At 51.1% G+C, this 26,135-nt stretch carries 20 protein-coding genes; 8 read left to right on the plus strand and 12 right to left on the minus strand.

Annotated features, from left to right (window positions below; translation table 11 throughout):
- Positions 1-3: 3 nt before the first annotated feature.
- From sbnB to lipA, 6 genes are all read right to left on the minus strand, one after another.
- Positions 4-1,041: a 2,3-diaminopropionate biosynthesis protein SbnB gene (gene sbnB / locus AC50X8_RS09565; RefSeq protein WP_494879489.1), complete on the minus strand. Its 1,038-nt coding sequence runs from the start codon at positions 1,039-1,041 to the stop codon at positions 4-6.
- Positions 1,038-2,033, minus strand: coding sequence for a 2,3-diaminopropionate biosynthesis protein SbnA (sbnA, locus tag AC50X8_RS09570; RefSeq protein WP_494863204.1), 996 nt, complete (start codon positions 2,031-2,033; stop codon positions 1,038-1,040). The genes sbnB and sbnA overlap by 4 nt, the downstream gene beginning before the upstream one ends.
- A gap of 5 nt (positions 2,034-2,038) precedes the next feature.
- Entirely contained in the window at positions 2,039-3,880 is a 1,842-nt protein-coding gene (locus AC50X8_RS09575; RefSeq protein ID WP_494879492.1) for an IucA/IucC family protein, read from the minus strand.
- Positions 3,877-5,721 carry an IucA/IucC family protein gene (locus AC50X8_RS09580; RefSeq protein WP_494879496.1) on the minus strand — a complete coding sequence of 615 codons (1,845 nt, stop codon included), beginning with the start codon at positions 5,719-5,721 and terminating at the stop codon, positions 3,877-3,879. The genes AC50X8_RS09575 and AC50X8_RS09580 overlap by 4 nt, the downstream gene beginning before the upstream one ends.
- Positions 5,722-6,011: 290 nt before the next feature.
- Positions 6,012-6,794: a YutD family protein gene (locus AC50X8_RS09585; protein WP_494879501.1), complete on the minus strand. Its 783-nt coding sequence runs from the start codon at positions 6,792-6,794 to the stop codon at positions 6,012-6,014.
- A 36-nt stretch (positions 6,795-6,830) separates the two neighbouring features.
- Complete coding sequence (gene lipA, locus AC50X8_RS09590; RefSeq protein WP_056041212.1) at positions 6,831-7,739, minus strand: lipoyl synthase; 909 nt, start codon at positions 7,737-7,739, stop codon at positions 6,831-6,833.
- Positions 7,740-8,000: 261 nt separating this feature from the next.
- Between lipA and AC50X8_RS09595 the strand changes: the two genes are divergently transcribed.
- The 3 genes from AC50X8_RS09595 (at position 8,001) to AC50X8_RS09605 (ending at position 10,712) form a co-directional block, all read left to right on the plus strand.
- A complete protein-coding gene (locus tag AC50X8_RS09595; protein ID WP_494879504.1) occupies positions 8,001-9,077 on the plus strand; it encodes a M23 family metallopeptidase in 1,077 nt (358 codons plus the stop codon).
- Between the two features lie 173 nt (positions 9,078-9,250).
- Positions 9,251-10,189, plus strand: a complete 939-nt coding sequence (locus AC50X8_RS09600) for a helix-turn-helix transcriptional regulator (RefSeq protein ID WP_063892662.1) — start codon at positions 9,251-9,253, stop codon at positions 10,187-10,189.
- Positions 10,190-10,223: 34 nt separating this feature from the next.
- Positions 10,224-10,712, plus strand: a complete 489-nt coding sequence (locus AC50X8_RS09605) for a DinB family protein (RefSeq protein ID WP_494879507.1) — start codon at positions 10,224-10,226, stop codon at positions 10,710-10,712.
- 104 nt (positions 10,713-10,816) lie between these two features.
- Here AC50X8_RS09605 and yunB read toward each other — a convergent pair whose 3' ends face one another.
- Positions 10,817-12,061, minus strand: a complete 1,245-nt coding sequence (yunB, locus tag AC50X8_RS09610; RefSeq protein ID WP_494879509.1) for a sporulation protein YunB — start codon at positions 12,059-12,061, stop codon at positions 10,817-10,819.
- Between the two features lie 158 nt (positions 12,062-12,219).
- Here yunB and AC50X8_RS09615 point away from each other — a divergent pair, with 158 nt between their 5' ends.
- The 4 genes from AC50X8_RS09615 (at position 12,220) to AC50X8_RS09630 (ending at position 13,748) form a co-directional block, all read left to right on the plus strand.
- The gene (locus AC50X8_RS09615; protein ID WP_494879511.1) at positions 12,220-12,423 is read left to right on the plus strand and encodes a hypothetical protein; all 204 of its coding nucleotides are present in this window, start codon (positions 12,220-12,222) and stop codon (positions 12,421-12,423) included.
- 49 nt (positions 12,424-12,472) lie between these two features.
- On the plus strand, positions 12,473-12,958 hold the full coding sequence (locus tag AC50X8_RS09620; RefSeq protein ID WP_056041204.1) for a hypothetical protein: 486 nt from the start codon (positions 12,473-12,475) through the stop codon (positions 12,956-12,958).
- A gap of 165 nt (positions 12,959-13,123) precedes the next feature.
- On the plus strand, positions 13,124-13,543 hold the full coding sequence (locus AC50X8_RS09625) for a hypothetical protein (protein ID WP_494879512.1): 420 nt from the start codon (positions 13,124-13,126) through the stop codon (positions 13,541-13,543).
- Positions 13,544-13,559: 16 nt separating this feature from the next.
- Entirely contained in the window at positions 13,560-13,748 is a 189-nt protein-coding gene (locus AC50X8_RS09630) for a hypothetical protein (RefSeq protein ID WP_056041200.1), read from the plus strand.
- 52 nt (positions 13,749-13,800) lie between these two features.
- On the opposite strand, the gene AC50X8_RS09635 is transcribed toward AC50X8_RS09630, so the two are convergent.
- From AC50X8_RS09635 to AC50X8_RS09645, 3 genes are all read right to left on the minus strand, one after another.
- On the minus strand, positions 13,801-15,726 hold the full coding sequence (locus AC50X8_RS09635; RefSeq protein WP_494879514.1) for an LTA synthase family protein: 1,926 nt from the start codon (positions 15,724-15,726) through the stop codon (positions 13,801-13,803).
- 187 nt (positions 15,727-15,913) lie between these two features.
- The gene (locus tag AC50X8_RS09640) at positions 15,914-18,004 is read right to left on the minus strand and encodes a YhgE/Pip family protein (RefSeq protein WP_494879516.1); all 2,091 of its coding nucleotides are present in this window, start codon (positions 18,002-18,004) and stop codon (positions 15,914-15,916) included.
- Between the two features lie 126 nt (positions 18,005-18,130).
- The gene (locus AC50X8_RS09645; protein ID WP_056041194.1) at positions 18,131-18,715 is read right to left on the minus strand and encodes a TetR/AcrR family transcriptional regulator; all 585 of its coding nucleotides are present in this window, start codon (positions 18,713-18,715) and stop codon (positions 18,131-18,133) included.
- Between the two features lie 363 nt (positions 18,716-19,078).
- On the opposite strand from AC50X8_RS09645, the gene AC50X8_RS09650 reads away from it, so the two are divergent.
- Complete coding sequence (locus AC50X8_RS09650) at positions 19,079-19,498, plus strand: DUF4395 domain-containing protein (protein ID WP_099521645.1); 420 nt, start codon at positions 19,079-19,081, stop codon at positions 19,496-19,498.
- Between the two features lie 87 nt (positions 19,499-19,585).
- Here the strand turns inward: AC50X8_RS09650 and AC50X8_RS09655 are convergent, their stop codons facing one another.
- Together AC50X8_RS09655 and AC50X8_RS09660 are read right to left on the minus strand one after the other, a co-directional pair.
- Positions 19,586-24,700: an alpha-L-arabinofuranosidase family protein gene (locus tag AC50X8_RS09655; RefSeq protein WP_494879518.1), complete on the minus strand. Its 5,115-nt coding sequence runs from the start codon at positions 24,698-24,700 to the stop codon at positions 19,586-19,588.
- A 280-nt stretch (positions 24,701-24,980) separates the two neighbouring features.
- Positions 24,981-26,126, minus strand: coding sequence for a WD40/YVTN/BNR-like repeat-containing protein (locus tag AC50X8_RS09660; protein ID WP_494879519.1), 1,146 nt, complete (start codon positions 26,124-26,126; stop codon positions 24,981-24,983).
- Positions 26,127-26,135 lie beyond the last annotated feature (9 nt).

Below are 26,135 nucleotides of genomic sequence, written 5' to 3' on the forward strand. Positions count from 1 at the left end.
GCATCACCCTGCAGATGGCGCGGCCTGCTCAGCGCCAAACAATTCCAGCTCGCTGCCAATGCCCGCCTCTCTCGCCTTCCGATAAATTTCTGCGGCGCTGGCAATGTCCTCAATGGCCATGCCCATTGGATTCAGCACGATAATTTCCTCATCATTCTCGCGCCCCGGCTTCCGGCCAGTGACCAGCTCGCCCAGCTCGCCATACAGCTGCTCGCGTGAGTAATTGCCCTCCGTGACGAGCTGATGAATAATTTTTTTCTCCCGGTTTGCCTGCTGCCAATCGTCAACGACGATTTTGTCCGCACGGAGAAAAACATCCTTTTGCAAATCCATTATCGAAATATTGCTGACGAAAGCGCCTTTTTGCAGCCATTCGAATGGAATGTACGGCTGGTCGGCTACGGTGCAGGTGACGATCACTTCGCCGCTGCGAACAGCCTCTTCCGCACTTCCCATAACTGTAATGTTCACATGGTTGAAGCGCTCGCGAAGGCGTTCGGCGAAACGCTCCGCCGCCGCTGCATTCAAATCATAAAGCTGCAGCGTCTTTATAGCTGGAAACTGCTCAAGCATCGCCTGCATCTGCATACCGGCAATCGCGCCACAGCCGATGCAGCTTAAAGCAGCAAAATGCTTTTTCGCCAAATAACGGGCGCCAATAACGGTAACGGCTGCGGTACGCATGCCGCTAATCAAGCTCGCCTCCAGTATTGCTACCGGATAATTGCTCTGTGGATCGTTCAGCACAATGACGCCGCTGGCCCGCTCAGCGCCAAGCCGTGATGGATTGTCATGCTTGCTTCCGATCCATTTAATGCCGGATACCGGCTCGTTTCCGCCCAAATGTGCTGGCATAGCGATAATCCGGTCGGCAATATGCCCGCTCTGTTCATTGACGCGCAAATAGGGTTTTAGCGGCTGTACAAAATCCCCCTCCGCATGCAGCGCAAGTGCCCGGCTGACCGCCTGCACATACAGCTCTGACGAATCGCCTCCCGCCCGGCGAATATCCTCGCGGTTCAAATACAGCATTTTATTCATACTAGTGCTCCTCCTGTTTGTTCAAGCATACTGACCCAATCGTCGTTATAAATCGTATCCATGTAACGGTCCCCGCGATCGGGGAATACGGTAACAATCGTCGAGGACGGAGAAATAGACGGCAGCAGCTTGCCTAACGCGGCTATGATCGACCCCGTAGAGCCCCCGGCAAAAATCCCCTCTTGTCCAAGCAGCTGCTGGCATCCGGCTACCGATTCCAAATCGCGCACATAGATGACCTCATCGATTTCCTCCCTGCTGAGCAGCTCCGGCACGCGGCTTGCGCCAATGCCAGGAATTTCTCTCGAGCCCGGCTGGCCGCCGAAAATAACGGAGCCTGCCGCATCCACTGCGATTACTTTCATTTGAGGATTCGTCTCGCGCAGCCGCCGGGCAAAGCCCAAAATACTGCCGGTCGTGCTGACCGCACAAACCAAATAGTCAATTTTTTCATCGATTTGCTCTAAAATTTCGCTCGCCGCAGTAGAATAGTAGGCTTTCCAGTTCCACTCATTGGCATATTGATTGATCCAGTAGGAATCTTGAATTTGGCCCAGCAGCTCATTGACCCGCTGAATCCGCGTTTTGAGATAGCCGCCCTGTTCATCCTTGACGGTAACCATATCAATGTTGGCGCCTAAGCTTTTAATAATTTGCAAATTCGTTTTTGAAATTTTCGGATCGACAACACAGGTCAGCTTCAGCCCCTTGATCTTCGCAACCATCGCCAGCCCGATACCGAGATTGCCGGAAGTGCTTTCGATTAAATGCGTATTCGGCCCGATTAAGCCGCTCTCGAAGCCCTGCTCAATCATATACAGCGCGGATCGATCCTTCATGCTGCCGCCCGGATTCATCATCTCCAGCTTGGCGAACAGCCGGACGCTTGAGTCTGGAAAAATTCTTTTTAGCCGGACGAGCGGTGTTCCGCCCACACAATCTACTACGGAGGTCACTCCTGCCTCTTGCCTGCGCACCGTATTCACATTCATCTTGTTCACACTCCTGTTTCTCTCATTTGGTATAGCGGATTGGCAACAGCATGATTGCGGATCACATGCTCGCCGAACAGCCTGCGCCTCGTTAACTGCCCGACTTCTATCGTTTCAGCAAATAGATCATAGCGCTCTGCCTTATGCAGACCGAATGCGCTCAAATAGCTATGGATCGGCGCCGCAGCGGCTTGCCAAAACTCTGTCTCCTCTAGCCCGTAATGCTCCTCCAGAACGAGACAAAGGTCAGCCAGCATAATTTGCAAAAAAGAATCCATCAGAAAATTCCGAATCTTTTGAACATTATTCGTTTCCATTGGCGATGTGCTGTAGCTGTTAGGATGCAGCGGATCGGAGTCCAGTAAATGCTCGGGTCTCGATTCCTTCTCCCCATCGCGGGTATGGAACCGCACTCCGCCGGGCAAATCCCGAAGCGCAATTCTTGAAGGCACGCCTTGCTTGTGAATGAGCACCAAATTTTGACCATGCGATTCCATTGCAATGCCGTGCTCGAACAGCAGATGAATGAGCGGCAGCATGCTGGTTGTAAGCAGCTTGTCCAGCCAGCTTCGAAGTCCTTCGCGCTGCACCCAGCTGTCGATAAACGGCTTGCCATCTGCGCCAATATGGCATAAAACGGTGAACGGAGCTGCTTCCTCTCCCTCCTCCAAGTGGACATACACACTCTCGCGCCATATTGCGCCGAGCGTGCCATAGCCGGCAGCCCGCACAGGGCCTGGCAATAAATTGTAGCGGAAGGAGACGCCCGCATGCTCCTTAAGCAGCACAAGCTTAAGCTCATCGCGCAAATAGCGGTCACTAGCCACAATGCTTTCAAGCCAATCCGATAAAATCGGGGCATTCGTTACATGATGCGTTCCGAGAAGGCGTACAGCGGATGTGTTGACGATGCTGATCGCGGTTTTGACATTATTTTTGAGCCGGTTATTGCGATTGGACAACGAGCGGATCGACTGCTGCGGAGAATAATGATCCCCTTCTTCGCCGAGCACAACCATACGTCCGCTGGCCATGAAGCGGAAATATAGTGGAGCGATTTTCTCCCGCCACTGCCAGGGGTGAACCGGGACGAACGTAAATTCCGCCGCCGCAAGCCCTCGCTGCTCCAGCTTTTGTACGAACCGGGCAACGGTCTCCTCGCCAAGCTCGCCAGCAATATGCTCTGACCATGAACGATCCTTGGATACGGCGAAAATCAGATCCTCCTTATGGACCGCCAGCCATACTAGCTGGAAGCGTCCATGAAATTCCGGTCCATACCGCGCATTATCCTCCAATTGAAAGCCGATTCGCGATTTGAAGCACGGATGATACGGATGCGCCTCGATGACGTCGCCTTCCAAATCCGCCAGCTCCCGGCTCCCGCTAACCGGATGCAGCAGGCGGTGACTGCGGGCCGCAGCTTCCTTGACCAGAGTCTGTTCGATCTCCTGCGTGAAGCGCTCTAGGTATCGCGGCGGCTCCACCATCGCAGAAACGATTTCCTGCAAAAATAATGCAATATCCTCGGCCTCCTGCCCGAGTCCATCCTGATGCTCCGCTGCCTGTCTATACAGCAGCTGGTTGGTTAAGCGAAGCTTGCCAAAGCTCAGCTTGCGCCGGAATGCACAGCGATAATAGACGGGACGCCCTTCGGCATCCGTTCCCGTGATCGTTATTTCTTCCGCTCCATCAGCAGCGATGCGGCTGTCGTAAGCAATCATCTGCTCATACAGCAGCGCCTCCAGCAGTTGGCGAAATACGCGCCGCCGCGCTGGCGGATAAGCCTCCGAATGGACAATCTCCTCTATTCCCGCCTCGGGCTGCGTCAGCTCAAGTGCCTTCATTTCTTGTTCTCCTCCTCTATGAAGTCCGATTGATCACGCCCAGCTTCGCGGTTAGCTTTACGGTTACTGTCACTGTCACGGTAGCCAGCTAATGCATTCGCAATCCAGTGGTCCCGCTCTCCGCCATCTCCTCGCAGCCTGCGGGCGGCAAGCAGCCCGACGAAGACGCGATTTTCAAACAGATTATAGGCCCCAAACTGCTCTGCAAGCTGCGGAAAATCCCGTTCATACTCGCCGATCGCATCCGCAACCGCCTGCCAAAAATGCTGCTCCGCGAATGAATAATGCTTGTTCAAAAACAACGCAAGCTCCGCCAAATTCACAAAAAACAAAGCGTTATGCACAACGTCCCGAACCTCATGCTTCACATCCGTTTCCGGCAAGGCCGCGGAGTCCGCATTTTCTCCGTTATAAAACAATACGCCGCCGGAAAAGTCCTTTACGGCTAGCCGCGACGGTACGCCGCTGCGATGCAGCAGCACAAGATTTTGCGCGTGCGCTTCAACTGCGGCTCCATGTGCAAACAACAGATGGAGCAGCGGACGCAAAACAACGTCGAGCAATTGACGGAGCCATACCTCTACTCCTGACGCTTGCACCCATGGCGCGATAAAGGGCTGCCCGTCTCGCCTAACATGGCATAGCGCCGTGAATGGTACCGCCTGCTCACCTTGATCTACATAGAGATGGACGCTGTCCCGCCATAAGGCGCAAAGGGTTCCTTCTGCCCGCCCGCGCACTGATTCTGGGAGCCGTTCATAACGGTAAGAAATGCCGAGCCGCTCCTGCAATAAAATGAGCCGCAGCGTTTCGCTCAAATAACGATCCCCCGCCACCATAGCCGCAAGACGGTTCGAGGATCTCGGACCGTTCCTTGCATGCCGCGGACTAATCGTCCGCATTGATGAAGTATTGCGGATGCTTAGCGGCAATTTAATCGACAGCCCTTTAAGCTCTGTGCGGTTAGCTAAAGTACGAATGGATTGTTGGGGCGAGTAGAGGTGGCGGCTTTCGCCTAATACGACGATTTTCCCTAAAGCGATCTCTTGGAAAAATAGTCCAGAGAGCACCTCCCGCCACTGCCATGGATGTACAGGCATATATACATAATCCTTCGGTTTGCTGCCTTTCTGCTCCAGACGCTGCTCCCACTCCGTGAGCAATTCCACGCCAGCGTCCGCACGGATAAGCTCTCGTCCATCTATCCCTTCGGATGCCGTCACTTCCACATCCTCACGCCAGACAGCGAGCCAGAGCAGCCGAAATTGCGGATGAAATTCCGGACTGTATGCCTCATTATCAGCCATCGTAAAGCCGATTCTCGACTTGAAGCATGGATGGTACGGGTGCCCTTCCAGCACATCTCCCTCTAGCTCGTCGTAGCTGCGGCTGCCGCCCCGTTTATTGCTCTCCTCCTCGCTTATCCACTGCAAAGCAGCCGCTTCCTTCAGCAGTGTCTGCTCAAGTTCAGCGGCAAAGGCGCTGATCTGGCTAGGTGCCTCAGCAAGTGAGCGAGCCATTTCCTCCAGAAAGAGGGCAATATCTTGCGCCTCTTCCTGCCTTCCATCCTGAAGGCGAGTTATGATGCTGTTCGTCAGCTTTATTTTTCCAAAACTTAGCATTTTTCTGCCTTGGCAGCTATAATGGACCGGCCGCTCTTGATCATCGCGACCGAAAATAAGTATTTCCAGCTGGCCATCCCGCTGCTCTGTGCATGTGAAAGCGGGTAGCCTTTCAAATACGAGCGCTTCAATCAGTTGGGTGAACACCCGCCTTCTCGCCCTCTGAAAAGCCTGTGAGCTTGCCAGTTCGCCTATTGCTGCCTTATTCGCGTAAGCCATTCCCGTTTGAAGCACCTCCTGGAATTTTTAATTGATTTTCATTATCAATGATATCGGCAACGACTGTGACCGTCCATGTAGCATTTTGTCCGATTTTACCAATTGCTGTTGAACCAAGGTGAAACGGCTGTCGCCGTTCTTTGGCGGCGCAGCGCGTTTCAGTCCGAGAAATATAAGTCCTATTTATAAGCTACAACTTATAAATTCTTATATTTGCAAAAAAAAAGCAGGAACCTGGATGAGCTCCAGCATTCCTGCTTTATTAAACTTAAGCCTGTACCCGAGCCTGCTTATTCTGCGGTTGGCTCGGAATGATTTGTTTTCGGCGGGCGGTTTTTACCGCGATATGGCGATTTCTGGCGCTGCGGCTGAGCCGGCGACCCTTCATTGCTTTCAGCGGAAGCGGCAATTTCCTTGCTTGCCGCAAGACCTCTCGGCGGCTTCTTGCCGCCGCTGCGATCAGCACGTTCTCCGCCCCCGCCACTGCCACCATTCGGCCGGTAGCTGCGGCGCTCACGCTGCTTGCCTCCGCTGCGCTGCGAAGAATCCTCGCTGCGATTGGCAGAGCTGCCGCGTGAATGATGACTCTGGCCTTGCTGGCTTGGCTTCTGGCCCTGATTCAGAGGGCGTGCTTCACCAGGAGACTTGGCTGCCGCAGCAGCAGACTGCACAACATGGCCGTCTTCCTCCTGCCCCACCGTCTGAAAAGCCTCCTCCAGCGCCGTGAACAGCTTGTCGTTGAGATCAGCCGTCAGCGCATCCTCCTCGTCCACTTCCTCAAGCTCGGGAGACTGCTTCACGCTTCCGGTCTTCTCCAGCACAAAGTAAGGGCAGCCGAAGTTGCAATATTCATTAATGTAATCCGATGCATAAGAGAACATCGTATCACGAGTTGACTTCATATGGTTGTCTTTAAAAAAACCTTTCAAGCGCAGCTGGCTATAGCCCCAGTCGCCCACGATATAATCATACCGCTCCAGCACCTCGCTGTAGCGGGCACGAAAGGCCTCTTGATTCCAGCCATTTCTGTTCTCATGAACAAGCTCATAAATTTTACCACCGATTTGAATCAAGACGACTTCCCACCTCTCGAAGCTTCAGTTCAAGCTTTATACGTTGCTCAGCTCGCGCTCCTCAGCGGCGACAGCGGAATCCGTCTGCTCATGCGCATGATAAGAGCTGCGAACGAGCGGGCCAGACTCGACATGCCGGAATCCGCGCTTCAATCCTTCTTCCTTCAAAGCGGCGAATTCATCTGGATGCACGTAGCGAACTAACGGCAGATGGTTTGGCGTTGGCTGCAAATATTGACCTAACGTCAAAATATTGCAATCCACAGCACGCAAATCATCCATCGTTTTCAAAATCTCTTCAAATGTTTCGCCAAGGCCTAGCATAATGCTCGACTTCGTCGGAATTTTCGGATTCATCGCCTTCGCGCGTTTGAGAAGCTCCAGTGAACGGGCATATTTGGCCCGGGCACGCACGCGGTCAGAAAGGCGCTCTACCGTTTCAATATTATGGTTCAAAATATCCGGCTTTGCATCCATGACCACTTGAAGCGCAGCTTCATTGCCAAGGAAGTCCGGAATGAGCACCTCGACGCGGCAAAACATAACGCGCTCGCGGATGGCTTGAATCGTTCCGGCAAAAATGGATGCGCCGCCGTCCTTCAAATCATCACGCGCTACGGATGTTACGACGCAGTGGCGCAGCCCCATCTGCTCAGCTGCTTCAGCAACGCGTTCCGGCTCCTGTGTATCAAGCTCCGTCGGCATACCTGTCTTCACCGCGCAGAAGCGGCAAGCCCTCGTACAAATGTCACCTAATATCATAAAGGTTGCTGTACGATTCGCCCAGCATTCATAAATATTTGGACAACGCGCTTCCTCGCATACCGTATGCAGCGTCTTGGTGCGCATCATGTCTTTTATTTCGGCGTAATTGCCGTCAGTCGTTAATTTAATGCGAAGCCAATCGGGCTTCGGCAGTTTTTCTGTTTGTTTGGTTGGTTTCATCCGGCATCCCTGCTTTCACTCCATTTAACAAGGTCGTATCTTCAAACGCTCTAATGGTCCCGTCTCAAGATAAGCCCTGGCCGTATCACTTTCGCTATTATAGCATGTTTCTTCCCTATGTAGCACGTTATCGCACATTAGATTCATTCGAATTTCAGATAAAAGCCATACAGATTTACGATGGATGACGAGTGTGCATGCTTCGCATAAAAACCAATGATTTGCAAAACCTAACCATCAAGCCATACAGCTACAGAAAGGATGGACAGCTTGAAACAGACCGTGCGATTTGCAGCAGCACTCACACTATCCGCCTGCCTATTAACCGGGCACTCCGGGCAAGTCCTTGCGGCGTCCCGACCTGCAGAGCATCAGGATGAAAGCCTTTTGCCAGTCCATTCCGCGCAGACCACGCCAAAAGCTGCCGAAGTGTTCGCTACCCGGCAAACGTTGTACGACAAATTAAGCTTGATGACGGGCATATCCTGGCCCCAGCTTGCCGCTATTGATCAATATGAGCGCACGCTGTCCAGCGCACGCCCCAAAACGCGGCCGCTTCTAGGCCAAACCGTTGGCGTCTTTATTGAAGAGGATCAATGGAGCGGCCTGCTGAATCCGAATAAAGCCGACGTATCGCCGCTTTCCATTCGCTGGTTCAACGGCATTGGCCGGGACGGCGATGGCGACGGGCAAGCGGAACGCAACAATGATTTTGATTTGCTGTATGCGATCGCTAGCAAAATTTTGCAGCATGGAACGACTGAGGACGATTTGGCTATCGGACTATGGGAATATTATCATAACAGCCGATCTGTCCAGCGCATCCAGCAGTTTACGCGCATTTATGAAACGTTTGGGCGACTAGATCTATTTGAGCATGCTTTTCCGCTCCCAGTCGGGAATAACTATTCTTATAAAAGCACTTGGGGCAACGCCCGCAGCTGGGGCGGCAGACGCAGCCACGAAGGCACCGATCTGTTCGCTGGCTACGGCCTCTCGGTCAAAAGCACCTGCTACGGCATTGTCGAGGTGAAGGGCTGGAACCCATTCGGCGGCTGGCGCATTGGCATCCGTGATCTCAACAATTATTACCATTATTACGCGCACCTATCCGGGTTCGATAAATCGCTCGCCGCCGGAACCGTCGTCAAGCCGGGGCAAGTGATCGGCTGGGTTGGAAGCTCCGGCTATGGCAAGCCGGGAACCCAGGGCAAATTCCCGCCCCATCTTCATTACGGCATTTACCGTGACCGCGGCTTGATCGAATGGTCCTTCGACCCGTATCCGCTGCTGAAAGCATGGGAGCGCGAGGAGCATCGACGCATGAAAAATGGGTAAATAGCAGCCCAGCTCCACTATGTACCGCTAATTGCTGGCCTCTGGCTGGCGACTAGCGGTTTTTTTTCATGGATAGCAGCCTTCATTTTTCGTGAGCAGCCTGATTTAATGATGACAAACATGTTGTCACTAATGGCATGCTATACTGGGTTAAAAAGGGAGGGAGGCCACGTTTGAAAAGGAATGATCGCCTCATTGCCATTATGATGGCTTTGCAGCAGCGGCCCGAGACAGCGCAGGCTTTGGCCAGCAAGCTTGAAGTATCCAAGCGAACGATTCTTCGCGATATGCAGGCGCTGGCCGAGATGGGAATACCGCTATATGCCCTATCGGGACCTGCGGGAGGCTTCCGATTAATGGAGGGCTATAAGCTGCCGCCGCTGCATTTCGATTCACAGGAAGCGCTCGCTGTGTTGTTTTCGCTGAATGCCATGACCAAAATGGCCGACACCCCTTTTAACCAAGCACGTTTTACAGCTATTGATAAAATTCGAGCCACGATGCCGGAGCATATTTTGCAGCATATAGAGCCGATCCTGGATCGTTTGGAGATTGCCATTCCCGATCGGAATTACAAAACGCCGCTGCTGGAGGAACTGCTGAAATATGCAGGAACGTCGATCTGGATTCGCGCCTTCTACCGCTCCGAGCAGCATCAAAGGTCGCTTGAGCTGCTGCCCCTTCGGCTCTACACAGCCCATGGCTTCTGGTATTGTGAAGCTTATTCCGTCGTGCATGAGGAACAGCGAACGTTCCGCGTCGACCGTTTTGTGGAATTGGAGCCCATTGAGCCGCCACTAGCGGCTTTCGCGTACTTGGATAAGGCTGCACCTGCTGAAAATAACGCCGTGAAGCTCGTACACATCGCTGCCCAATTAACGTACAGGGGAGCTTTGCTCGCTGAGCAGGACCCCCACTTTGGACAGCTGGTCAAGCAGGTCGACAGCCAGCTTTGGAAGCTTGAGATGGATTTGCCCATGTCCGAATGGGATTGGGCCGTTCAGTTTTTCACCTATATCGGCATGGATGCCGAAGTGACAGAACCGCCGGAGCTGCGGGCAGCTATCTATCAACGAGTATGCCAGCTCGCTGCCCGCTATGAGCAGCAATAAAAAAATAATCGACCAAACAAGGAGACGATACATGATGTCAGGAACATTTGCAGTTAGAGATCATTTGCTGGAGGAGCTGGAGCTGTCCGTTCGGACAAGCTGCTCCTTAATTGCCCAAATCCAGCCAACCGAGTGGGACTTTCGTCCGCAGGACAATATGCGTTCGCTGAAGGAGCTTGTTCATCATTTGGCAGCTATTCCCGCTACCGATCTTGCTATTTTGCAGGAAAAGACAGAGCAGGAAGTTGCAGAGGTTGAAAATGGAGCCGCTGGCATCACCAGCCCGGACGAGCTGATTCAGCGTTTTCAAGCTAACCTTGAATTGTTCAAGCAGTATATCCTTTCCTTAAGCGAGGATGAGCTGCTGACTAAATCTTCTAAAGCTTATTATTTGGAGCATGGCATGGTTCAGGTCAAATGGCTGATTGAGGTCACTACCCATACGTTCCATCACCGTTCGCAGCTTTACAACTACTTGAAGCAAAACGGGCATGACTTGAATTTCTTCATGCTGTACATGTAATTCAGCTACTAACTAAAAAATCATGAATGAGCCACTGAGGCGACAATTGCATCAGTGGCTTTCCTTTTTTCAGCTTCCGTATTGCAGGCTCCTTGCTTCTGCTTCTAATGCTCGCTCTCATTGTCTGCACTCGGCGCAGGCAGCACCGGTGCATCAAGCTGCTCCTCCAGCATGCTGCCGTCCGATGGCTGCGTCACTCCGCTTCCTTTTGACAGCGGCAGAGCAATATTAGGGGCTCCAGGGGCAGAGCTGCCAACTGGATTGCCTTTGTTGTCGTAATAATACATCGGGACGTCGCCAACGACGAGCAAATAGGAAATCGGAATTTCCGTCTCCACCATTTGCGGCTCCGTTTCGAACGGAATAATGATGGCAACCTCCGCGACAATATGAATGTACACCTCAATTAAAATCATATTGATGCCTGCATTTTGCTGGCGTGTGCTGAGATCTACTTTAACCGCGCCGACTGGCTCAAACTTGACGGGAACACGAGGACCATAAGACGCGATAAGCGGACTGCCCAGCGCATTGCCAATAGGGATATGCTCGGGAATTTCCTTAAGATGCTCAAGCGTCGATTGCACCGTTTCAATCGTCTGCGCCCTAATTTTCGTATGCTCGTTATAGTTCAGCATAAACCCCGATACTTTGCCATTGCTGTTCATTTTCCAATCGACCAGCTTCTCGAACTCGGACTGGCTGGACACCTGCTCCGTCGTCGCTTTATTAATTGCCTGCGTTGCTACTTGCTTAATTCGCAGCTGGGCAACCTTAGTAAGCGGCTCGCGCAAATGCCTATCTACGTATATAAAAGACTGAATGCCGCCAATGAGCAGCGTTAGCACAATGATGACCGCCCATATTTTGAGCTTTCGCATGGGCGATTTCGGCTTTGAGCCCCAGCTTCCCCCGCCGGACGACTGTGACTGCCCAGGCTGAAAGGCATCATAAGCAGTTGGCCTGGAAGCCGTACGCCCTGACGGCGATTTTGCTACAAAACCGCTAGAGCTGCTGCCTTTGCCAAACAGCGGCTTGCCCATTCCCCAGCTTTTGGGGCGACTCTTGCCGGAGCTAGGACGGCTTCCGCTGCCCCAGCTTTTGCGCCGGCCCATGCTTGCGCCAGTCAGCTTGCCGCTGCCCCAGCCTTTGGGGCGGCTAATGCCTGCGCCAGTTAGTTTGCCATTTCCCCAGCTTTTGCCGCTGCGGCTGCCTGAATTTTCGCTAACGCTTCCACGACTGCTCCAGCTCACTGTCTTCACCCGCCGCAGCGGCAGTCCAGGCCAGGATAGCTTGCGATTGCGGTTCAACAGCTGAAGCAGTCCCCATTTTCGCCCCCATCTTGCCATGCTTCTATCGCCTCCCGCCATAAGGATCGTCCCACTCCGTATTCAAGCTTATGCTTGGCTAGGCAAAAAAAGAAGAAGACCCTTCCACCAGCCTTGCCCTTGCTAAAAAGCTTGATTGTTCAGGTTATAGCTTTCATCCTGACGGTGAAGCCTATATAATGGAGGAACTTATGGTGCAATTGGATTGGAGGCTGGTACCCATGTTCACCTATCGGGAGAAGCTGTATATGCTGAAGACGCTGAAGCAAAACAAAGCCAAACGCTTATTCGGCTTGCGGAAGCTGCCGCCTGAGCATCAGGCTCTCGTCGACAAGCTGGAGCAAATGGTACGCAACGAGCAGGTCAACAAGGCGCATTTGTAGCCAGCGCCCTTTACGCTAAAGTAAAATGGATTCAACGATGGAGGAAATTATGCTAACTTTTGAACAAAAGCTTGAAATCATTACGTCCTTTCCCGAGCTGGAGCGCAGCGATGTGTCGCTCGGACGCGTTAATTTTCAATATGCAGGCAGCGTATACGACCGCAAAAATGTCGTTTACCACCTTCATCCAAACGGCAATGGCTTTGTTTACGCCGCCCTGCTGGACGGCTATGACATCGACGACAAGGGCCTTGTCAACATTCGCAGCCTGGATGAATCCGAGCTTCGCACATTGATTGCCGAAGCGATCAAATCGCTATCGTTCAAGCCTGAAGTGCCGCTTACCAGAGCACAGCGCAGAAGACAAAAGGCCAATTCCGATCAGCAATGGGCTAACGATGACGCGCAGACGCTTCAAGTGAGATTCGAGGAAGATACTTGGATGATTTACGACGGCATGAATTTGGAGATGGCCTTCGAAACCTACGAAGAGGCTGTCGAGTATTTGGAAGAGGAAGGCTTTTCGCGGGAATAGCCGCCTGCCTGTCCTGCCGTTTTCTTTTTCAAATAAGCTACAAAAAATACCTCCAGCAATGTTGGAGGTATTTTTTGTCTTATTCATTTAAAGAAATATTGCTAAACAATTCAGATAAATCCTTATGAAAATCCGGCTATTTCTGACAATTTTAGAGGTGGTTTTATGCTTTTTGAAAACGAGACAGAAGGAATGCGGCCAAACTGGACACCAGGTTTTAACTGGCGATTGTACTTTCAGATGGGTAATGTGGAAGTGTATAAAATCTGTGTCGTCGGCTCTGATCAAATAGAGGGTGCCATAGCATTAGAAAATCGTGGCGACCATGAATGGATACACTTTATTGAAAAGGCTCCTCATAATCGCGGGGTGAGAGAAAAATATAAATACGTGGCCCACCATCTCTTTGCTTATGCTGCTCAGCGACATATTGAGCAAGGTGGAGACGGATTTGTAGCTTACGAAGCAAAAAGTGGACTTATTCATCATTACGTCAATGAATATGGCGCAGTCTCTATGGGCAGCAGTCGTATGTTTATTCCTAATGTTGCTGGGCATAACCTGATTAGGTTATACTTGAATTAAAGGTGGTGGATTTCAAATGAACAGTAGCAACTATGTAAAAAGCTCTGGCAGAGGACGCACAGATGTAGCAGACACTCGTTTTAATGTTTATGAAGTCTCCCCGACTATACCCGGACCGAAAGACGAACAACGCGATAAAGAAGTTAGCGAAGCCATTGAAGAGTGGAAAAATTTGAATAGCAATCGTGAAAAGCTCCGCCAATAGGCGGAGCTTTTTTACAACAAAAAACTATATTTTTCTAACCCATATCATCTTATTAATACGCCTCAAGCTCGCGCTTTGGCAGCATTCGCACGTATTTATCAGACAAGCCCATCAGCTTCATAATATAATCATAATCGCTGCGGTATTGCTCAAAATTCGTAACCGGCTCCATCGTATCAAGCGATACGGCAGTGCCGTCCTCAAAGCCTTTGCCGGGAACGAACAAAATATCATTGTTGAAAAATGATCCGCTCGGCAAATAATAACGCATCCCGAGCACGTTCCGATCAATGTTCAGCAGATCATGGCCAAACAGCGTAGCACCCGATTCCTCCGGCTTAAGACCAAGCAAATTAGCAATCGTCGGCATCATATCCAGCTGTCCGCCGACCTGCTCGACTACCTGCCCTTTGCCGCCTTTGGCACCGCCTGGAACATGGACGATAAACGGAATATTAAAGCGGCTGAGCCGCGCATCATACGTCATGCCAAGCTCCGTCTTAAATTGCTCTGGATCGATTTTGTCAGGCTGCAGTCCGAAGTGGTCGCCGTACATAACCAGCACTGTATTATCCCACAATCCCTGCTCCTTAAGCTTGCTAATCAATGTACCGATGGCATAATCGGTATAATGAATCGCCGTCAAATAGTCGCCTAGTTGCGTTCCTGCAAGCGAATCCGGCAGCGTTAGCGTTACGCGGTCAGCTGGCACTTTAAAGGGAAAATGGCTGGAAGCTGTAACGAACTGCGCATAAAACGGCTGCTTCATTTCTGCAAGCTTTTGGACCCCGACCCGATAAAGCTCCTCATCCGACGCGCCAAAATCATTAAAATGGTCATCCGTATAATAAGGCTTATCATAATAAGCATCAAAACCAAGCGCTGGATACAGCTTATCGCGATCCCAGAACGTCACGTTATTAATATGGAAGGTAGCTGTATCATAGCCTTGCTCCTGCAACAGCTTCGGGAGGCTTGGAAACGCCCGGTCCCCGTAGCCTTTGGACATCGCTTCGCTCCCAACCGGATAAATCGACGTATTCGACATAAATTCGGCATCCGACGTATTGCCTTGACCGATTTGCTGATACACATGAGGAAAATAATAGCCCTCATCCGCCAGCTGATTGAGAGTCGGCGTAATTTCTTGGCCGTCCACCTTAAGATGAATCGGGAAGTTTTGGAAAGCTTCCATTTGCAGCACAATGAGATTTTTACCTGCTGCCGTACCAAATTGCACAGGCTGCTTCGCCGCTAGCTTGCCTTTCGCATCCTTATTTGCTCCAGCCTCAGCATAAGGATAGCTCGCTTGGAGCTGATTAATTTCAGCTATCGTTTCTGACAGACTGCCAGTTTCGGTCTCAATGGCTTCCGTGCTGGCCTGCCAAGCGGCAGATGCCTGAAAGCCGATAAAACCGAGATTTTTAGCCCGCTCTAGCTCATTAGCAATCGACTGATCCATATAAACCTGGCGGCTGAGAAACGATGTACTGCCGATCAGCACGACAAGCAGCACCGATACTCGGCCCATACGTTTGTATTCATACACTTTCCGCGTGCGAAATCGCCTCACCGCATATACCGCCAGCCAAATGGCCACATCAAGAAAATAAGTAAAATAGACAGGCTGGATTAGCGTCTGAACGCTTGCCCGTACTTGACCGACTTGATTAATCGATTTCAACACATTATACGTCGGCACCGAGCCGTAATAGTCAAAATAAACCGTCGAGGCAAACAGCAGCAGCGACAGCACCCCATTAACGAGTAAAAAAAGAGCGCCTTTGCGCTTGCCGGGGGCAATCAGCTCGAACAGTAATAATACGCCTAGCAAGCCTAGGCCGTCCATCGCCACATCTCTAATCGTAATCGTATCAAAAATAAAATAGCGAAATAAAGCCAGCTTGATCAGCAGCGCTGCATAAACAAGCAAAAAAGGCGACCGCTGCTTATTTTCCCCAAATAGCTGTTGTTGCATAAGCCTCACTCACTCTCTCGCATTCCACGTTAATATAATCAAGGTGAATATTTAAAAAAAAGAAGCCATCAACACGTGATGGCCGCTTCCTGAATGATAATTGTTAAGATTATATTAACGCATTTGCGTGTTGAATGAAAGAGGAGGTTCTTTCCGATTATTCCTCTTCATTCTTTCTGCTGCTTCATTAAGCGGTAATGGCTTGTAATTTTTCATTTTTGCCAGTCTGGCGATAAAAATACAGGAAGGTCAAGGCGAGCGCAATAATCGCAAAAATGCCTAAAATTAACATTTGCTCGCGCATAACCTCATAATCTCCGCTTGCTACAATCGCTTTGAAGCCAATAATGCTGTGTGTCATTGGCAGCCAAGGGTTCACCTTCTGCATCCAGTCAGGCAGCATCTCCAGCGGAAACGTTCCTGCGCTTGAGGTCAGCTGCAAGATCATCAGCACGATGACCGCAAAGCGGCCCGGATTGTCAAGCCATGTGACGAGCATTTGGACAATCCATGTAAAGGTTAAGCTAGTAATAATCGTGAATAGGAAAAATAATGGCTTGCTATGAACTTCGAGCTTGAGGACGTAGAGCAGAACCGTGTCGGCAATGACCGACTGCACGAGACTGACCATCGTAAACGTCATCGTCCGGCTGACAAAACGCTGCATAGGTGTAGCACTGGCAATGCCAGACTCTCTCAAAGAGAACACCGTCGTAAACACGAGCGCACCCATAAACAGCGCCAGTGATAGGAAATAAGGCGTAATGCCCAGCCCATAATGGCTTAGCTTATGATCGGTGTTTTCCGTAATTTTGACTGGAGCAGCAAACATGCTAACCGTGCTGTCTCCTGACTGTACTTCTGACGATTTACTCGCCGCTTCATTTAATTGGCTTGCAAGCTCGCCCGATCCGTCAACAAGCTTTACGGAGCCGTCGGCAAGCTGGCCTGCTCCATCGTCAAGCTTCTTCGAGCCGTCGGCCAATTCGCTAACGCCGCCGTTCAGCTTGCCAAGTCCTGTTTGCAGCTTGGCAGCTCCAGCCTGCAGACTTGAAGCACCTTCTGCTGTTTTCTGGCCGCCGGCCGCAGCTTCCTTCATCTTGGTGCTGAAGGTATGCAGCCCTTGAGCCAGCTCCTGCTGTCCGCTGCTAAGCTTAGCTGCTCCATCCAGCAGCTGCTTCTGTCCTTTAGCAAGCTCCGTGCTGCCCGCCAGCAATTGCTTCTGTCCGTCATGCAGCTGCTCGCTGCCGGACGCCACCTGGCGGCTTGCAGCCAGCAGCTGTGCCAGCTGTTCATTGCTCTGCAGCTCCGGGCTGCTCGCCACGAGCTGCTCCAAACCATCAGCGACCTGGCTTGCGCCGGCCGCAACCTGCGCGCTGGCCTTCTCCGAAGCCGTCAGGCCAGCGGACAGCTTCCCGCTTCCAACGCTTGCCGCTTGCAAGCCAGCTTCAAGCTTCGCAGCGCCATCGCCTGCGCTGCTTGCCCCAGCGCCGAGCTTGGCAGCGGCCGCAGACAGCTCACTGAGCCCGCTCGACAAAGTCGCGGTTCCCGACTTCAGCGTGCCTGCGCCTTTGGCAAGGTCGCCCGCTCCACTCGCAAGCTGCTTCACACCTGACTGAACGTCCGCTGTGCCGCTCGCCAGCTTGTTCAAATTCGTTTTCAGCGTCGTAATGCCTTCGCCCAGCTTGCCGGCCCCATCTTGCAGCTCCGTTGCACCGGAGCCTGCTTTTCCAAGCCCATCAGAAATTTTATCGATTTGCTCAAACATGCTGCGCGTATAGGCTTCCGTGATTTGCACGGACAGCTTCGACTTCAGCTCTTTCATTGCCGTGCTGCCGATTTGTGCGCCTACAAAGTTATAATCGCTATTCGGTTCAAAAATAATTTCCGCCTGCTTCGGCTCAGCCTCTGTCAGCGTCGCCGCATCCTGCGAAAACTGCTCAGGAATCGTTATCGTCATATAATAATGATTATTGCTCATGCCGGTCTTTGCCTGATCCTGCGTAACGAATGACCAGCTAAAGTCAGTATTTTTCCCCAGCTCATCGACGAAATCCTCGCCAATATGCAGCTGCTTGCCTTCATAGTCTGCCCCTTGGTCAAGATTAACAACCGCTACCGGCAGCTTGCTCGTCTGTCCGTAAGGGTCCCACGAGCCTTCTACTAGAAAGCTGCTATACAGCATTGGCAGCAGAGCAACCCCCGCTAACGTCAGCAGCACCATCGGCTTCTTGCCGAGCAGCTTGATTTCCTTCCAAAACACTTGAAATACACCCATCGCGAACACGTCCTTTTTCAATATGCTGATCTATGCTGCTTATATGTTGAACCAATGACCATTTCGGTATATTGGTCAGTTTTTTTCAAAAAAATAGGCATCGCCGTCTTGCTCTGACTTTGCCCATTACTTCACCGGATCGGCGACAATGCCATATGCGATGAAGGAAAGCATATTTTGTTTAATCTCATCCTTGCTAAGCGGCTCGCTCAGCTTATTCCAATCGGACGTCAATCCAATGTACAGCCGAAAAATCATAAACGCGGCAATCGCCGGATTGCAAGGCTTCACCTCGCCATTATCAATCGCCCGTTCAAGCTGCTGCTTCAGAAAATCCAGCGCGAACTGTTCCATTCGGCGAATGCCATCAAGCGCCTGCACCGTTCCAATGTCTCGAACCTCCTGCGAAAGCTTCACTGCCAGCTCATGGTCGGAGCGGAAATCGAGAATCGAATCAAGCACATTAAACAAATTGTCGCTAAAAGCCGCGTCCTGCTTCGTCCCCTCACACATAATGCTTTGCAGCTCTGCAAAGGCTTTGCCGAGTATTTCCTCAAACAGCTCTTCCTTCGTTTTGAAAAAGGTGTAAATCGTCCCTTTGCCTACATTTGCGATTTTCGAAACGAGATCCATCGTCGTTGCCTTATAGCCAAACTGTGCAAACGACTGCGCCGCCGCTTCCAAAATCAATGTTTTGCGATCAACCGCCATCCCCATAACCTCCCTTGCAAAAAGCGTTACAACCGTTTATTGCTCAACTTAATGATCAAAATTGACTAAAATTCATTTTTGGTCAATTGGTCATAAATTAATTTAACACACAGCGATGCAAAAGTACAATCTTTTTTTCATGCGTTTTTTCAAGCATTATTTCTTGAATCATTTCCTTGCATTTCGCCGCCATTGCACAGACCCAAGGGCGAGAAATAATAGTAGCTAAAATATAGCACCTTTATAGTCCGGTTTAAAGCTTGTTTCCTTTAGACGACGATACAAAATATTTGTGTTGCTCAAATTTCAACTACGGCATACAATAATACCAAGTAAATAAATTGGAATTAGAGGTGAACGGTGATGCGTGAAGTGCCGATGCGCTATGTAAAAGCGAACCAAGTTGGAATCGTTGCTTTTGTTCTTCTCTCCTTTTTCTTCAATCAACCTTTGTTATTGGGGATATTATGGATGATTCAAGTGGTCGGACTTGCTTCCGCGGGGAAGCTTAATCTTTTTGTACGGATCGCGAAGCTGTTTATAAAAGAGACTGGCACGGAGACGCAAGCGGCTGAGCTGCAGCGCTTCAACAATGTGCTCGCTGTGCTCTTCCTTACGTTGGCGCTCGCAACCGCAGCGTTTGGCTGGGACATTGCAGCGTATGCGTTCTCCGTTATGCTGCTGCTAGCCGCCAGCGCCGCCTTGCTAGGTTATTGCATTGGCTGCACCGTTTATTTTTGGTATAAGCAATTTCGCGCAGGCCGGAAAATAGGCGGCATTTAGCAATCGCTGCAAGCAGCAATATAAAAGCAGCAAAAAGGATCTCCATTCCAACTGCATTCCAGCAGGGAAAGGAGATCCTTTTTTTAGTTATTCGCTGTACAAGCTCAAAAGCTTATAGATCATAGCTGCTGCTTGTGCCCGTGTAGCCTCGGCCTGTGGAGCAAATTCATTTTGGCCCATGCCGCTTACGATTCCAGCCGCTTGCATGGCAGCAACACCTTTTTTGGCGTATACCGAAATAGCATTCTCGTCTGAAAATGGAGCTGCTGCTTCCTCAGCTAACTCGAGCTCCGCATATTTCGTTGCCTGATAGGCCATGACCGCCATATCTTGTCTTGTAATTTTGTCGTGCACCCCAAAACTGCCATCTGATTTTCCTTTAACGATCCCGAGTTTATAGGCTGTGGCAACGGCGTCATAATACCATGCCCCTTGCTGGACATCACTCAGCGGTGTTAGAGCATTCGCCTCCGTCAAATCCAGTCCATTCATTAGCATGGCAATAAATTCCTCTCTCGTTATGACAGCTTCCGGTTTAAATTGTCCTCCGCCCGTCCCGCTGATGATATCGCGTGCAGCTAACGCACCAATCGCTTGCTGCTGCCATGCTTTCGTTACATCCTTGAAGCCGACTTTCTTGTACACGACAGCATATTTGCTGAAATGCTTGGGCTTAAACACCACGCTCCCGCTTAACGAATCATATTTGCTATTTTTCACAGCTTCCAGCGCTCCGCTATCCGTGATATAGCAAATAATGACTTGATGCGGATTTTCACCAGGCTGCAATGAATATGGAATAGCTACAACGATATCCTCTCGCCCATCAAAATCGCTGACCTTCACCCCATCCACTTCCAACTGAAAGTCATAAACGACTGCACCAGTCAATTGCTGCTGCGTCTCGGAAGGAAGCTTGGAAATATCCGCTTTCGTTATGGTTAGGGTCAAGGTTTTTGGCGCTGTGCCTTTATTATTTTCAAGCCATTTCAAGGATAACGTTACGATGGCAAAACCCGTATCGATTTCGAGCGACTCGGCTTTCTCTGTGCTTCCAGCTTCCAATAATCGCGTGAGCGGGATTTTCACTTGCCATGCATTTGCCTCTGCATTTGATTTGATCTTCAGCTTGATTTTGCCATCGATGGCGCTTTCCAGCGCGGCCTTCACCGTTTTTTCATCCACCTCCACCAGCTGCTTGCCGCCTCCCGTCACCACAGGTGTCGCAGTTGGCTGCGATGAGCTCGAACCGCCAGACGGGCTAGTTGTCGGATTCGGTGTTGCGCTTGGCGTCGGTGTCGCACTCGCAGTTGGCTGCGGCGTCTCGCCTGGCGATGGTGTCGCACTTGGCGTCGGCTGCGGCGCTGTACTTGCAGATGGCTCAGGCGTCGGCGTTGGCGTCGGCTCCGGTGTCGGTGTCGGTGTCGGGGTTGGCGTTGGCGTAGGGGTTGGACCTTCGTCCTCTTCCGTAACAAGGACGGTTGCCTCCGCCGTCAAGTAGGTGCCGGCCACCTCGCCTTTTACTTTGAAAAGGCCTGTTTTGCTCATTTGCTCCTCATCTATTTTTCCCCATTGCACGTTTGCATGCTGCTCGCTGCCGTCGCTCTTGCTGACGGAAACGGAAGCTGGAAGCTGTGGCACCGCTCCAACAGCTGCCTTAACCTGCACAGGCTGAATCGCTGTTATGGCTGCTCCAGGCACTGTTCTCAGTCTTAATACAGTGACCGAATAGGCGGGAAAATCATAAGTAAAGGATTGGCCTAATCCGGCAACCTCCTTAACCTCAGGCATTACATTTTCCGGTGTGGCAAAAGAGTTTTCCGCCGCAGCCGATGCCGCTTTCAGCTCCAGCACGGTAGCGCTGCCGTCGATATAATCAGCATCCACATTTACGATTGAGGTTTGCTCGCTGCCGCCAATATTCACGACTTTGACGATTAGATCACCTGTCTTCTCATCCTTCGTCGTCACGCTGTAAAGCGGGCCAGGGTCACGATCCACCTCATGCACTAGCACGCCATCCAAATAACAGCGGATGAGCGAGCCCTGCAATTCGATTTTAATATCATACCAACGATTGGCTTCTACTCCGCTGTTCAAGGAATTGCTGACGTTCGACTTGGTGCCGCCAACCGCCTGCTCAATTACAGTCAACGTATTCGTCCAGCCGCCAAGATTCCACCAATAATAGTTGTCGGTATCCTTGGCGCCAAATCCGATCAGGAAGCCTTCCGAGCCCGCCGCCTTCTTCGCTTTCAATTGCAGCGTGTAATTGCTCCATTGCTGGCCTTCCTTCAATAGAAGCCGCGCATCCGTTGTACTTGTGGAGGATTGCTTCAGCACGCCGCTGTCAATGGACCATGCGCCCTTGAAGCTGCTCCACTGTGAAAGCGTCGACGGATCGCTGAAATCATTTTGCAGCAAAATCGTACCGTCGTTAGCCGTAACCGTTACATCATCAAACTCTACACCTGTGTTCCAAGCGCCCAATGCTATCGAGCCTTGGACGGTGCTGCTGCTATAGCTTTTATTTTTCTGAAGCTGGGATGGCATAAGCTGCTGGCCGACATGGCGGCTGAACAGCTGCTGCACGTAATAGTTCGGCGTCCCGTACGCCTGGCTGTTGTCAAACCAAATTAAATCGGTCGTCCACTGCGTATTGCCTTGCCTTGCAAATAAAGGCGCGAACGAAGACATCGCTACTACGTCCGAATTGCGCTCGAGCCCTGTCATAAATGCTGCTTCGGCAAGGGCGCTTTCCATATTGTTTTTTTTGCCCGTTCCGTGCGCTGCATATTCGCCTACAAAAACCTTCGGCCCGCTGCGGCTGTAATGGTCATACCGATTGACATTATTGTAAAACCACTGCGGACTCTGATACATATGCTCATCGACCAAATCCGCTTTATTGCCATTGCTTCCAAGCCAATCATAGGCATAATGGAACATCGAATCTTCTGGAAAAGCGCCCGCGCTCAGCACCAGCTGAATGTCGGGATATTTTGCTTTTATCGCATCATAAAACACTTCATACCGGTCCAAATAATCCTGGCCCCACAATTCATTGCCCACTCCAAGATATTTCATCTGAAAAGGCTCAGGATGACCGTTTGCAGCGCGTACGGCCCCCCAAGTGGAATCAACCGGCCCATTCGCGTATTCAATGAGATCAAGCGCGTCTTGAATATAAGGGTCAAGCTCGTTCATCGGCACTTTCGGCGGATTGCCGTGACAGGACACCTGACCGATAAAAATAATCGGCAAAGGCTCGGCGCCAATATCCTCAGACAGCTGGAAATATTCATGGAAGCCGAGGCCAAACGACTGATAATAATTCGCCGCCCATTGATTGCGCTGGACTTGGCGCTCCGCTACGTCGCCGATTGTATTTTTCCATCTGTAGCGGTTTTCAAGAGAACCGCCTTCGACGATGCAGCCGCCCGGAAAACGGAGAAAGCCCGGATTTAAATTGTCCAGCATTTCGGCTAGATCATAACGCAGCCCGTTTGTGCGATTTTGCCACGTCTTCTCCGGGAACAGCGACACCATATCCAGATCGATGACCGCCTGCTCCGTTCCGATAACGACGAGCTTGGCGTTCGTGCTGGCGGCATTCGATTGAATCGCACAGCCAAGCTTCTGCCAATCAGCTGTAAGGCCTGTCACCTCGCAGGAGCCATAAACCGCTTCATCTTGCCCTCTAAGCTGTACATCTAACGGTTTTGTCAAAGGACTTGCGCTCCGTGCATACACGCTGAAATGATAAGTTTCGCCGCTTGCTACAGCTAGGCCAGAATAGCCCGCATTCGCTAACCCAGCGCCTGCCCCGGCAGTACTTCCCGCATTCGTAATCGTCAGGCGTGCAAATCGCGGATTGCTGGCGTTCAGCGCTCCATCCGTTGCGGTCGTCAGCTCGCCCGAAGCGCCGCCATAAGCGGTTTTGCTCCAAGCAAACAAAGAAGTACCGAATTCGAAGGAGCGATTTTGCACCATTTCCCCATATAATCCGCCGTCCGCCGCATAGTTGATATCTTCATAAAAAATGCCGTATAACGTCGGGCTCACCTCATGAGCCGCCTCTCTTCCGTTAATATTCAAGGTGTAGGATGCCGAATCCAGCTCCCATACGACGATGGTAAAGGATTTTGTATCCTGCTCCGCCCCTTTCGCAATCGTCGCTGTCAGGATGACCGTCTTATCGCCTTGGCCCGCTTCCGGACGCGTTACCTTCCCCTGTGCACTCACCGTTGCCGGATCAGAAGAAACCCAAGTAATAGCCGTCCCCCCGGGACCTGCCGCGGGAAGTGTCAAATCCTTCGTCTGCTGCGTCGTATCGCCCAGCTCCAGCCAGTTTTTATCATAAGCAATGATTTCGATATCGCTTAGCGCCTCTCCAACTAGAGAGACAAGCTCACTTGATGATAAGGCGCGGTCATAGATGCGGAAATCGTCGATTTTGCCGTCAAAATAAGGATCAGCCGCAAATTGGGATTTGCCAATATAATTGTTCGTCGTAAAGCCAAGCTCGGAGGGATCATTTTGCATGTTGCTTACGGTGGCCACTTGAATGCCATTGATAAACATCGTATACGTGTTGCCGGAAATGACAACCGCTACATGCTGCCATGAGCTGGATGCCGGAAAAGCCGGGCCAGCCAAAGCATTTTCCCCGTTCCCTTGCGGTAGTGCCGCGAAATGCGCCACACCAGCATGATTTTTCAAAGTCAGAAACATCCAATTTGTCGTACTGGTACCAAAATCAAACACTCGCGCCCACGTTCCCAAGCTGTCCGCCTTCACCCAAGTGGCGATGGTCATATCATGGGTGGACGAAAGCAATCCATCGGGCAGCTTAACATAACCATCCGTTCCAAATAAATCAATGGCTCCATTTATTTTGCCATCTGCCGTGAAGGCCGCTCCTCCTGCCAATAAGCCGTCATGTCCGTTCAAAGAGCGGTCTTTCACCGTGCTGCCTGCTGTTTCATCAAAGTTGTAATGAAGCAGCAGACCATCTGGCACTGCCGCAGCAGTTGGGTCAGCCGTTTCTGATACAGGAGCTTCTGTTACAACAGCCTCCGCATTTGTATAAATTGTATTCTCATCCGCTGCAAACACCGGGGACACAACAGAGAAGCACAGCAACAGCACCATCGTGCTTGCTATGACATCTCGTAAAAGCTTATTGCGCAAAAAAACCATGAAAGTTGAACCTCCTTGTTTTTATTGGCATGCGTGTTCACGTTCTTCACAAATAATAAAGCGTTTTCATAAGTTGTTGAATACAGATTTATGGTGAAAATGTGTAAATTTATGTTTGAATTGGAATCCACGCACCAAGAGAAGCACAAAAAAATAACCTCTTGGCGATTTGCCAAGAGGTTTGTTTGTTCAAACGGCCGCTGCCTGATGATCCAGTTCGGCAAGCGGCTGTGTTATGAAATTCGCCATTTTGCAAATGCTAAATAGGCTCTATTGCTGCTTATGGCTTAGTCGGAATTTCAAGCTTCGTATACCAGGTTTTCCCGCCGTCCACCGTGCTATAGATCGCTGGGGAATTCAGGCTCGTGTCCGCCATAAACCCGACATAGGTGCTCGTAAACGAGATCGTATTGGCATACCCGACCGTATCTGACGGCGCAAACCAGGTTTGCCCGCCATTGGAGGAACGTCCGATTCCAATGCGCTGCGCCGCTGGAGAATAAGCGCTCAAAATCGCTGTTCCACCCACAAGCTCAAGGTCGCTCGGATGTCCGCCCGGTGATGCCGGCCCTTGAGTTACGAGTCCCTTTGCTTCGCCAGGCGCTTTGCCGCCGCCCGCTGTACTTTGGCTAATGACTTTGCGCCAGCTTGCACCGTTGTTAGCCGAAGCATACACCGAATACGATTGCTGCGACATGCCAGCTCCGCCATTAAATTGCGCCCAGACTTGAGTGCCATCAGCAACGATTTTACCGCCGCTCAGCTCGTCCGCCTTCACATGGAGCGAAGTTGTCCAGGTCACGCCTCCGTCCGTCGTTCTCGACAAGTTATAGCCGAGTCCCGGCAGGATGACTAGCGCCCAGCCTTGATTGTCATTCACAAACTCCGCATAGCGCGTGTTTGCCGGGGTTGCGATTTTCGCCCAGCTTTTCCCGCCATCCTTCGTTTTATAGGCAAAGGCATTCGTATAACCAAAGCCATTATTTTTATCTATAAAATGAATACGCTGCAGCTGAAGCTTGCCTGTAGGCAGCTTCGTAAATTTGCTTCCGCCATCCGTCGTAAATAGTAAAGCGTTCGGACCATTGCTTGCAGATTTAGCTAGCGCCCAGCCCGTCGTATTGGAGATGAAGTCGAGCTGTGCAAACTGCCACGTTCCTTTATAAATCGACTGCCAATGGGAGCCTGAATCGGATGTCCCGATTAGAAAGCCATTTCCGGCCGCCCTTCCCGTCGTTGCATTTAAAAATTGAATATCGCTAAAATGGTACGCGCTGTCGCCTGCTGGCTTGCCGCCGAACAAATCCTGACCTGCTGCCTGATCCGCAGCTTGCGCGCTCGGCAGTACCGTAGCCAAACCAATTGCAATTGCCGCTGCTGCCATCATGCTTTTCCCTTTGGAGATCGATCGTTTGGATGTTTTCATTATGAATGT

Source organism: Paenibacillus sp. JT22N15, from assembly GCF_059383755.1.

What these genes read in the sequence shown, in the direction of transcription:
- sbnB (WP_494879489.1), bottom strand. Translation starts at nt 1,041, where the DNA reads ATGAATAAAATGCTGTATTTGAACCGCGAGGATATTCGCCGGGCGGGA.
- sbnA (WP_494863204.1), bottom strand. Translation starts at nt 2,033, where the DNA reads ATGAATGTGAATACGGTGCGCAGGCAAGAGGCAGGAGTGACCTCCGTA.
- AC50X8_RS09575 (WP_494879492.1), bottom strand. Translation starts at nt 3,880, where the DNA reads ATGAAGGCACTTGAGCTGACGCAGCCCGAGGCGGGAATAGAGGAGATT.
- AC50X8_RS09580 (WP_494879496.1), bottom strand. Translation starts at nt 5,721, where the DNA reads ATGGCTTACGCGAATAAGGCAGCAATAGGCGAACTGGCAAGCTCACAG.
- lipA (WP_056041212.1), bottom strand. Translation starts at nt 7,739, where the DNA reads ATGAAACCAACCAAACAAACAGAAAAACTGCCGAAGCCCGATTGGCTT.
- AC50X8_RS09595 (WP_494879504.1), top strand. Translation starts at nt 8,001, where the DNA reads ATGGACAGCTTGAAACAGACCGTGCGATTTGCAGCAGCACTCACACTA.
- AC50X8_RS09605 (WP_494879507.1), top strand. Translation starts at nt 10,224, where the DNA reads ATGTCAGGAACATTTGCAGTTAGAGATCATTTGCTGGAGGAGCTGGAG.
- yunB (WP_494879509.1), bottom strand. Translation starts at nt 12,061, where the DNA reads ATGGCAAGATGGGGGCGAAAATGGGGACTGCTTCAGCTGTTGAACCGC.
- AC50X8_RS09615 (WP_494879511.1), top strand. Translation starts at nt 12,220, where the DNA reads ATGGAGGAACTTATGGTGCAATTGGATTGGAGGCTGGTACCCATGTTC.
- AC50X8_RS09620 (WP_056041204.1), top strand. Translation starts at nt 12,473, where the DNA reads ATGCTAACTTTTGAACAAAAGCTTGAAATCATTACGTCCTTTCCCGAG.
- AC50X8_RS09625 (WP_494879512.1), top strand. Translation starts at nt 13,124, where the DNA reads ATGCTTTTTGAAAACGAGACAGAAGGAATGCGGCCAAACTGGACACCA.
- AC50X8_RS09630 (WP_056041200.1), top strand. Translation starts at nt 13,560, where the DNA reads ATGAACAGTAGCAACTATGTAAAAAGCTCTGGCAGAGGACGCACAGAT.
- AC50X8_RS09635 (WP_494879514.1), bottom strand. Translation starts at nt 15,726, where the DNA reads ATGCAACAACAGCTATTTGGGGAAAATAAGCAGCGGTCGCCTTTTTTG.
- AC50X8_RS09640 (WP_494879516.1), bottom strand. Translation starts at nt 18,004, where the DNA reads ATGGGTGTATTTCAAGTGTTTTGGAAGGAAATCAAGCTGCTCGGCAAG.
- AC50X8_RS09645 (WP_056041194.1), bottom strand. Translation starts at nt 18,715, where the DNA reads ATGGCGGTTGATCGCAAAACATTGATTTTGGAAGCGGCGGCGCAGTCG.
- AC50X8_RS09650 (WP_099521645.1), top strand. Translation starts at nt 19,079, where the DNA reads ATGCGTGAAGTGCCGATGCGCTATGTAAAAGCGAACCAAGTTGGAATC.
- AC50X8_RS09655 (WP_494879518.1), bottom strand. Translation starts at nt 24,700, where the DNA reads ATGGTTTTTTTGCGCAATAAGCTTTTACGAGATGTCATAGCAAGCACG.
- AC50X8_RS09660 (WP_494879519.1), bottom strand. Translation starts at nt 26,126, where the DNA reads ATGAAAACATCCAAACGATCGATCTCCAAAGGGAAAAGCATGATGGCA.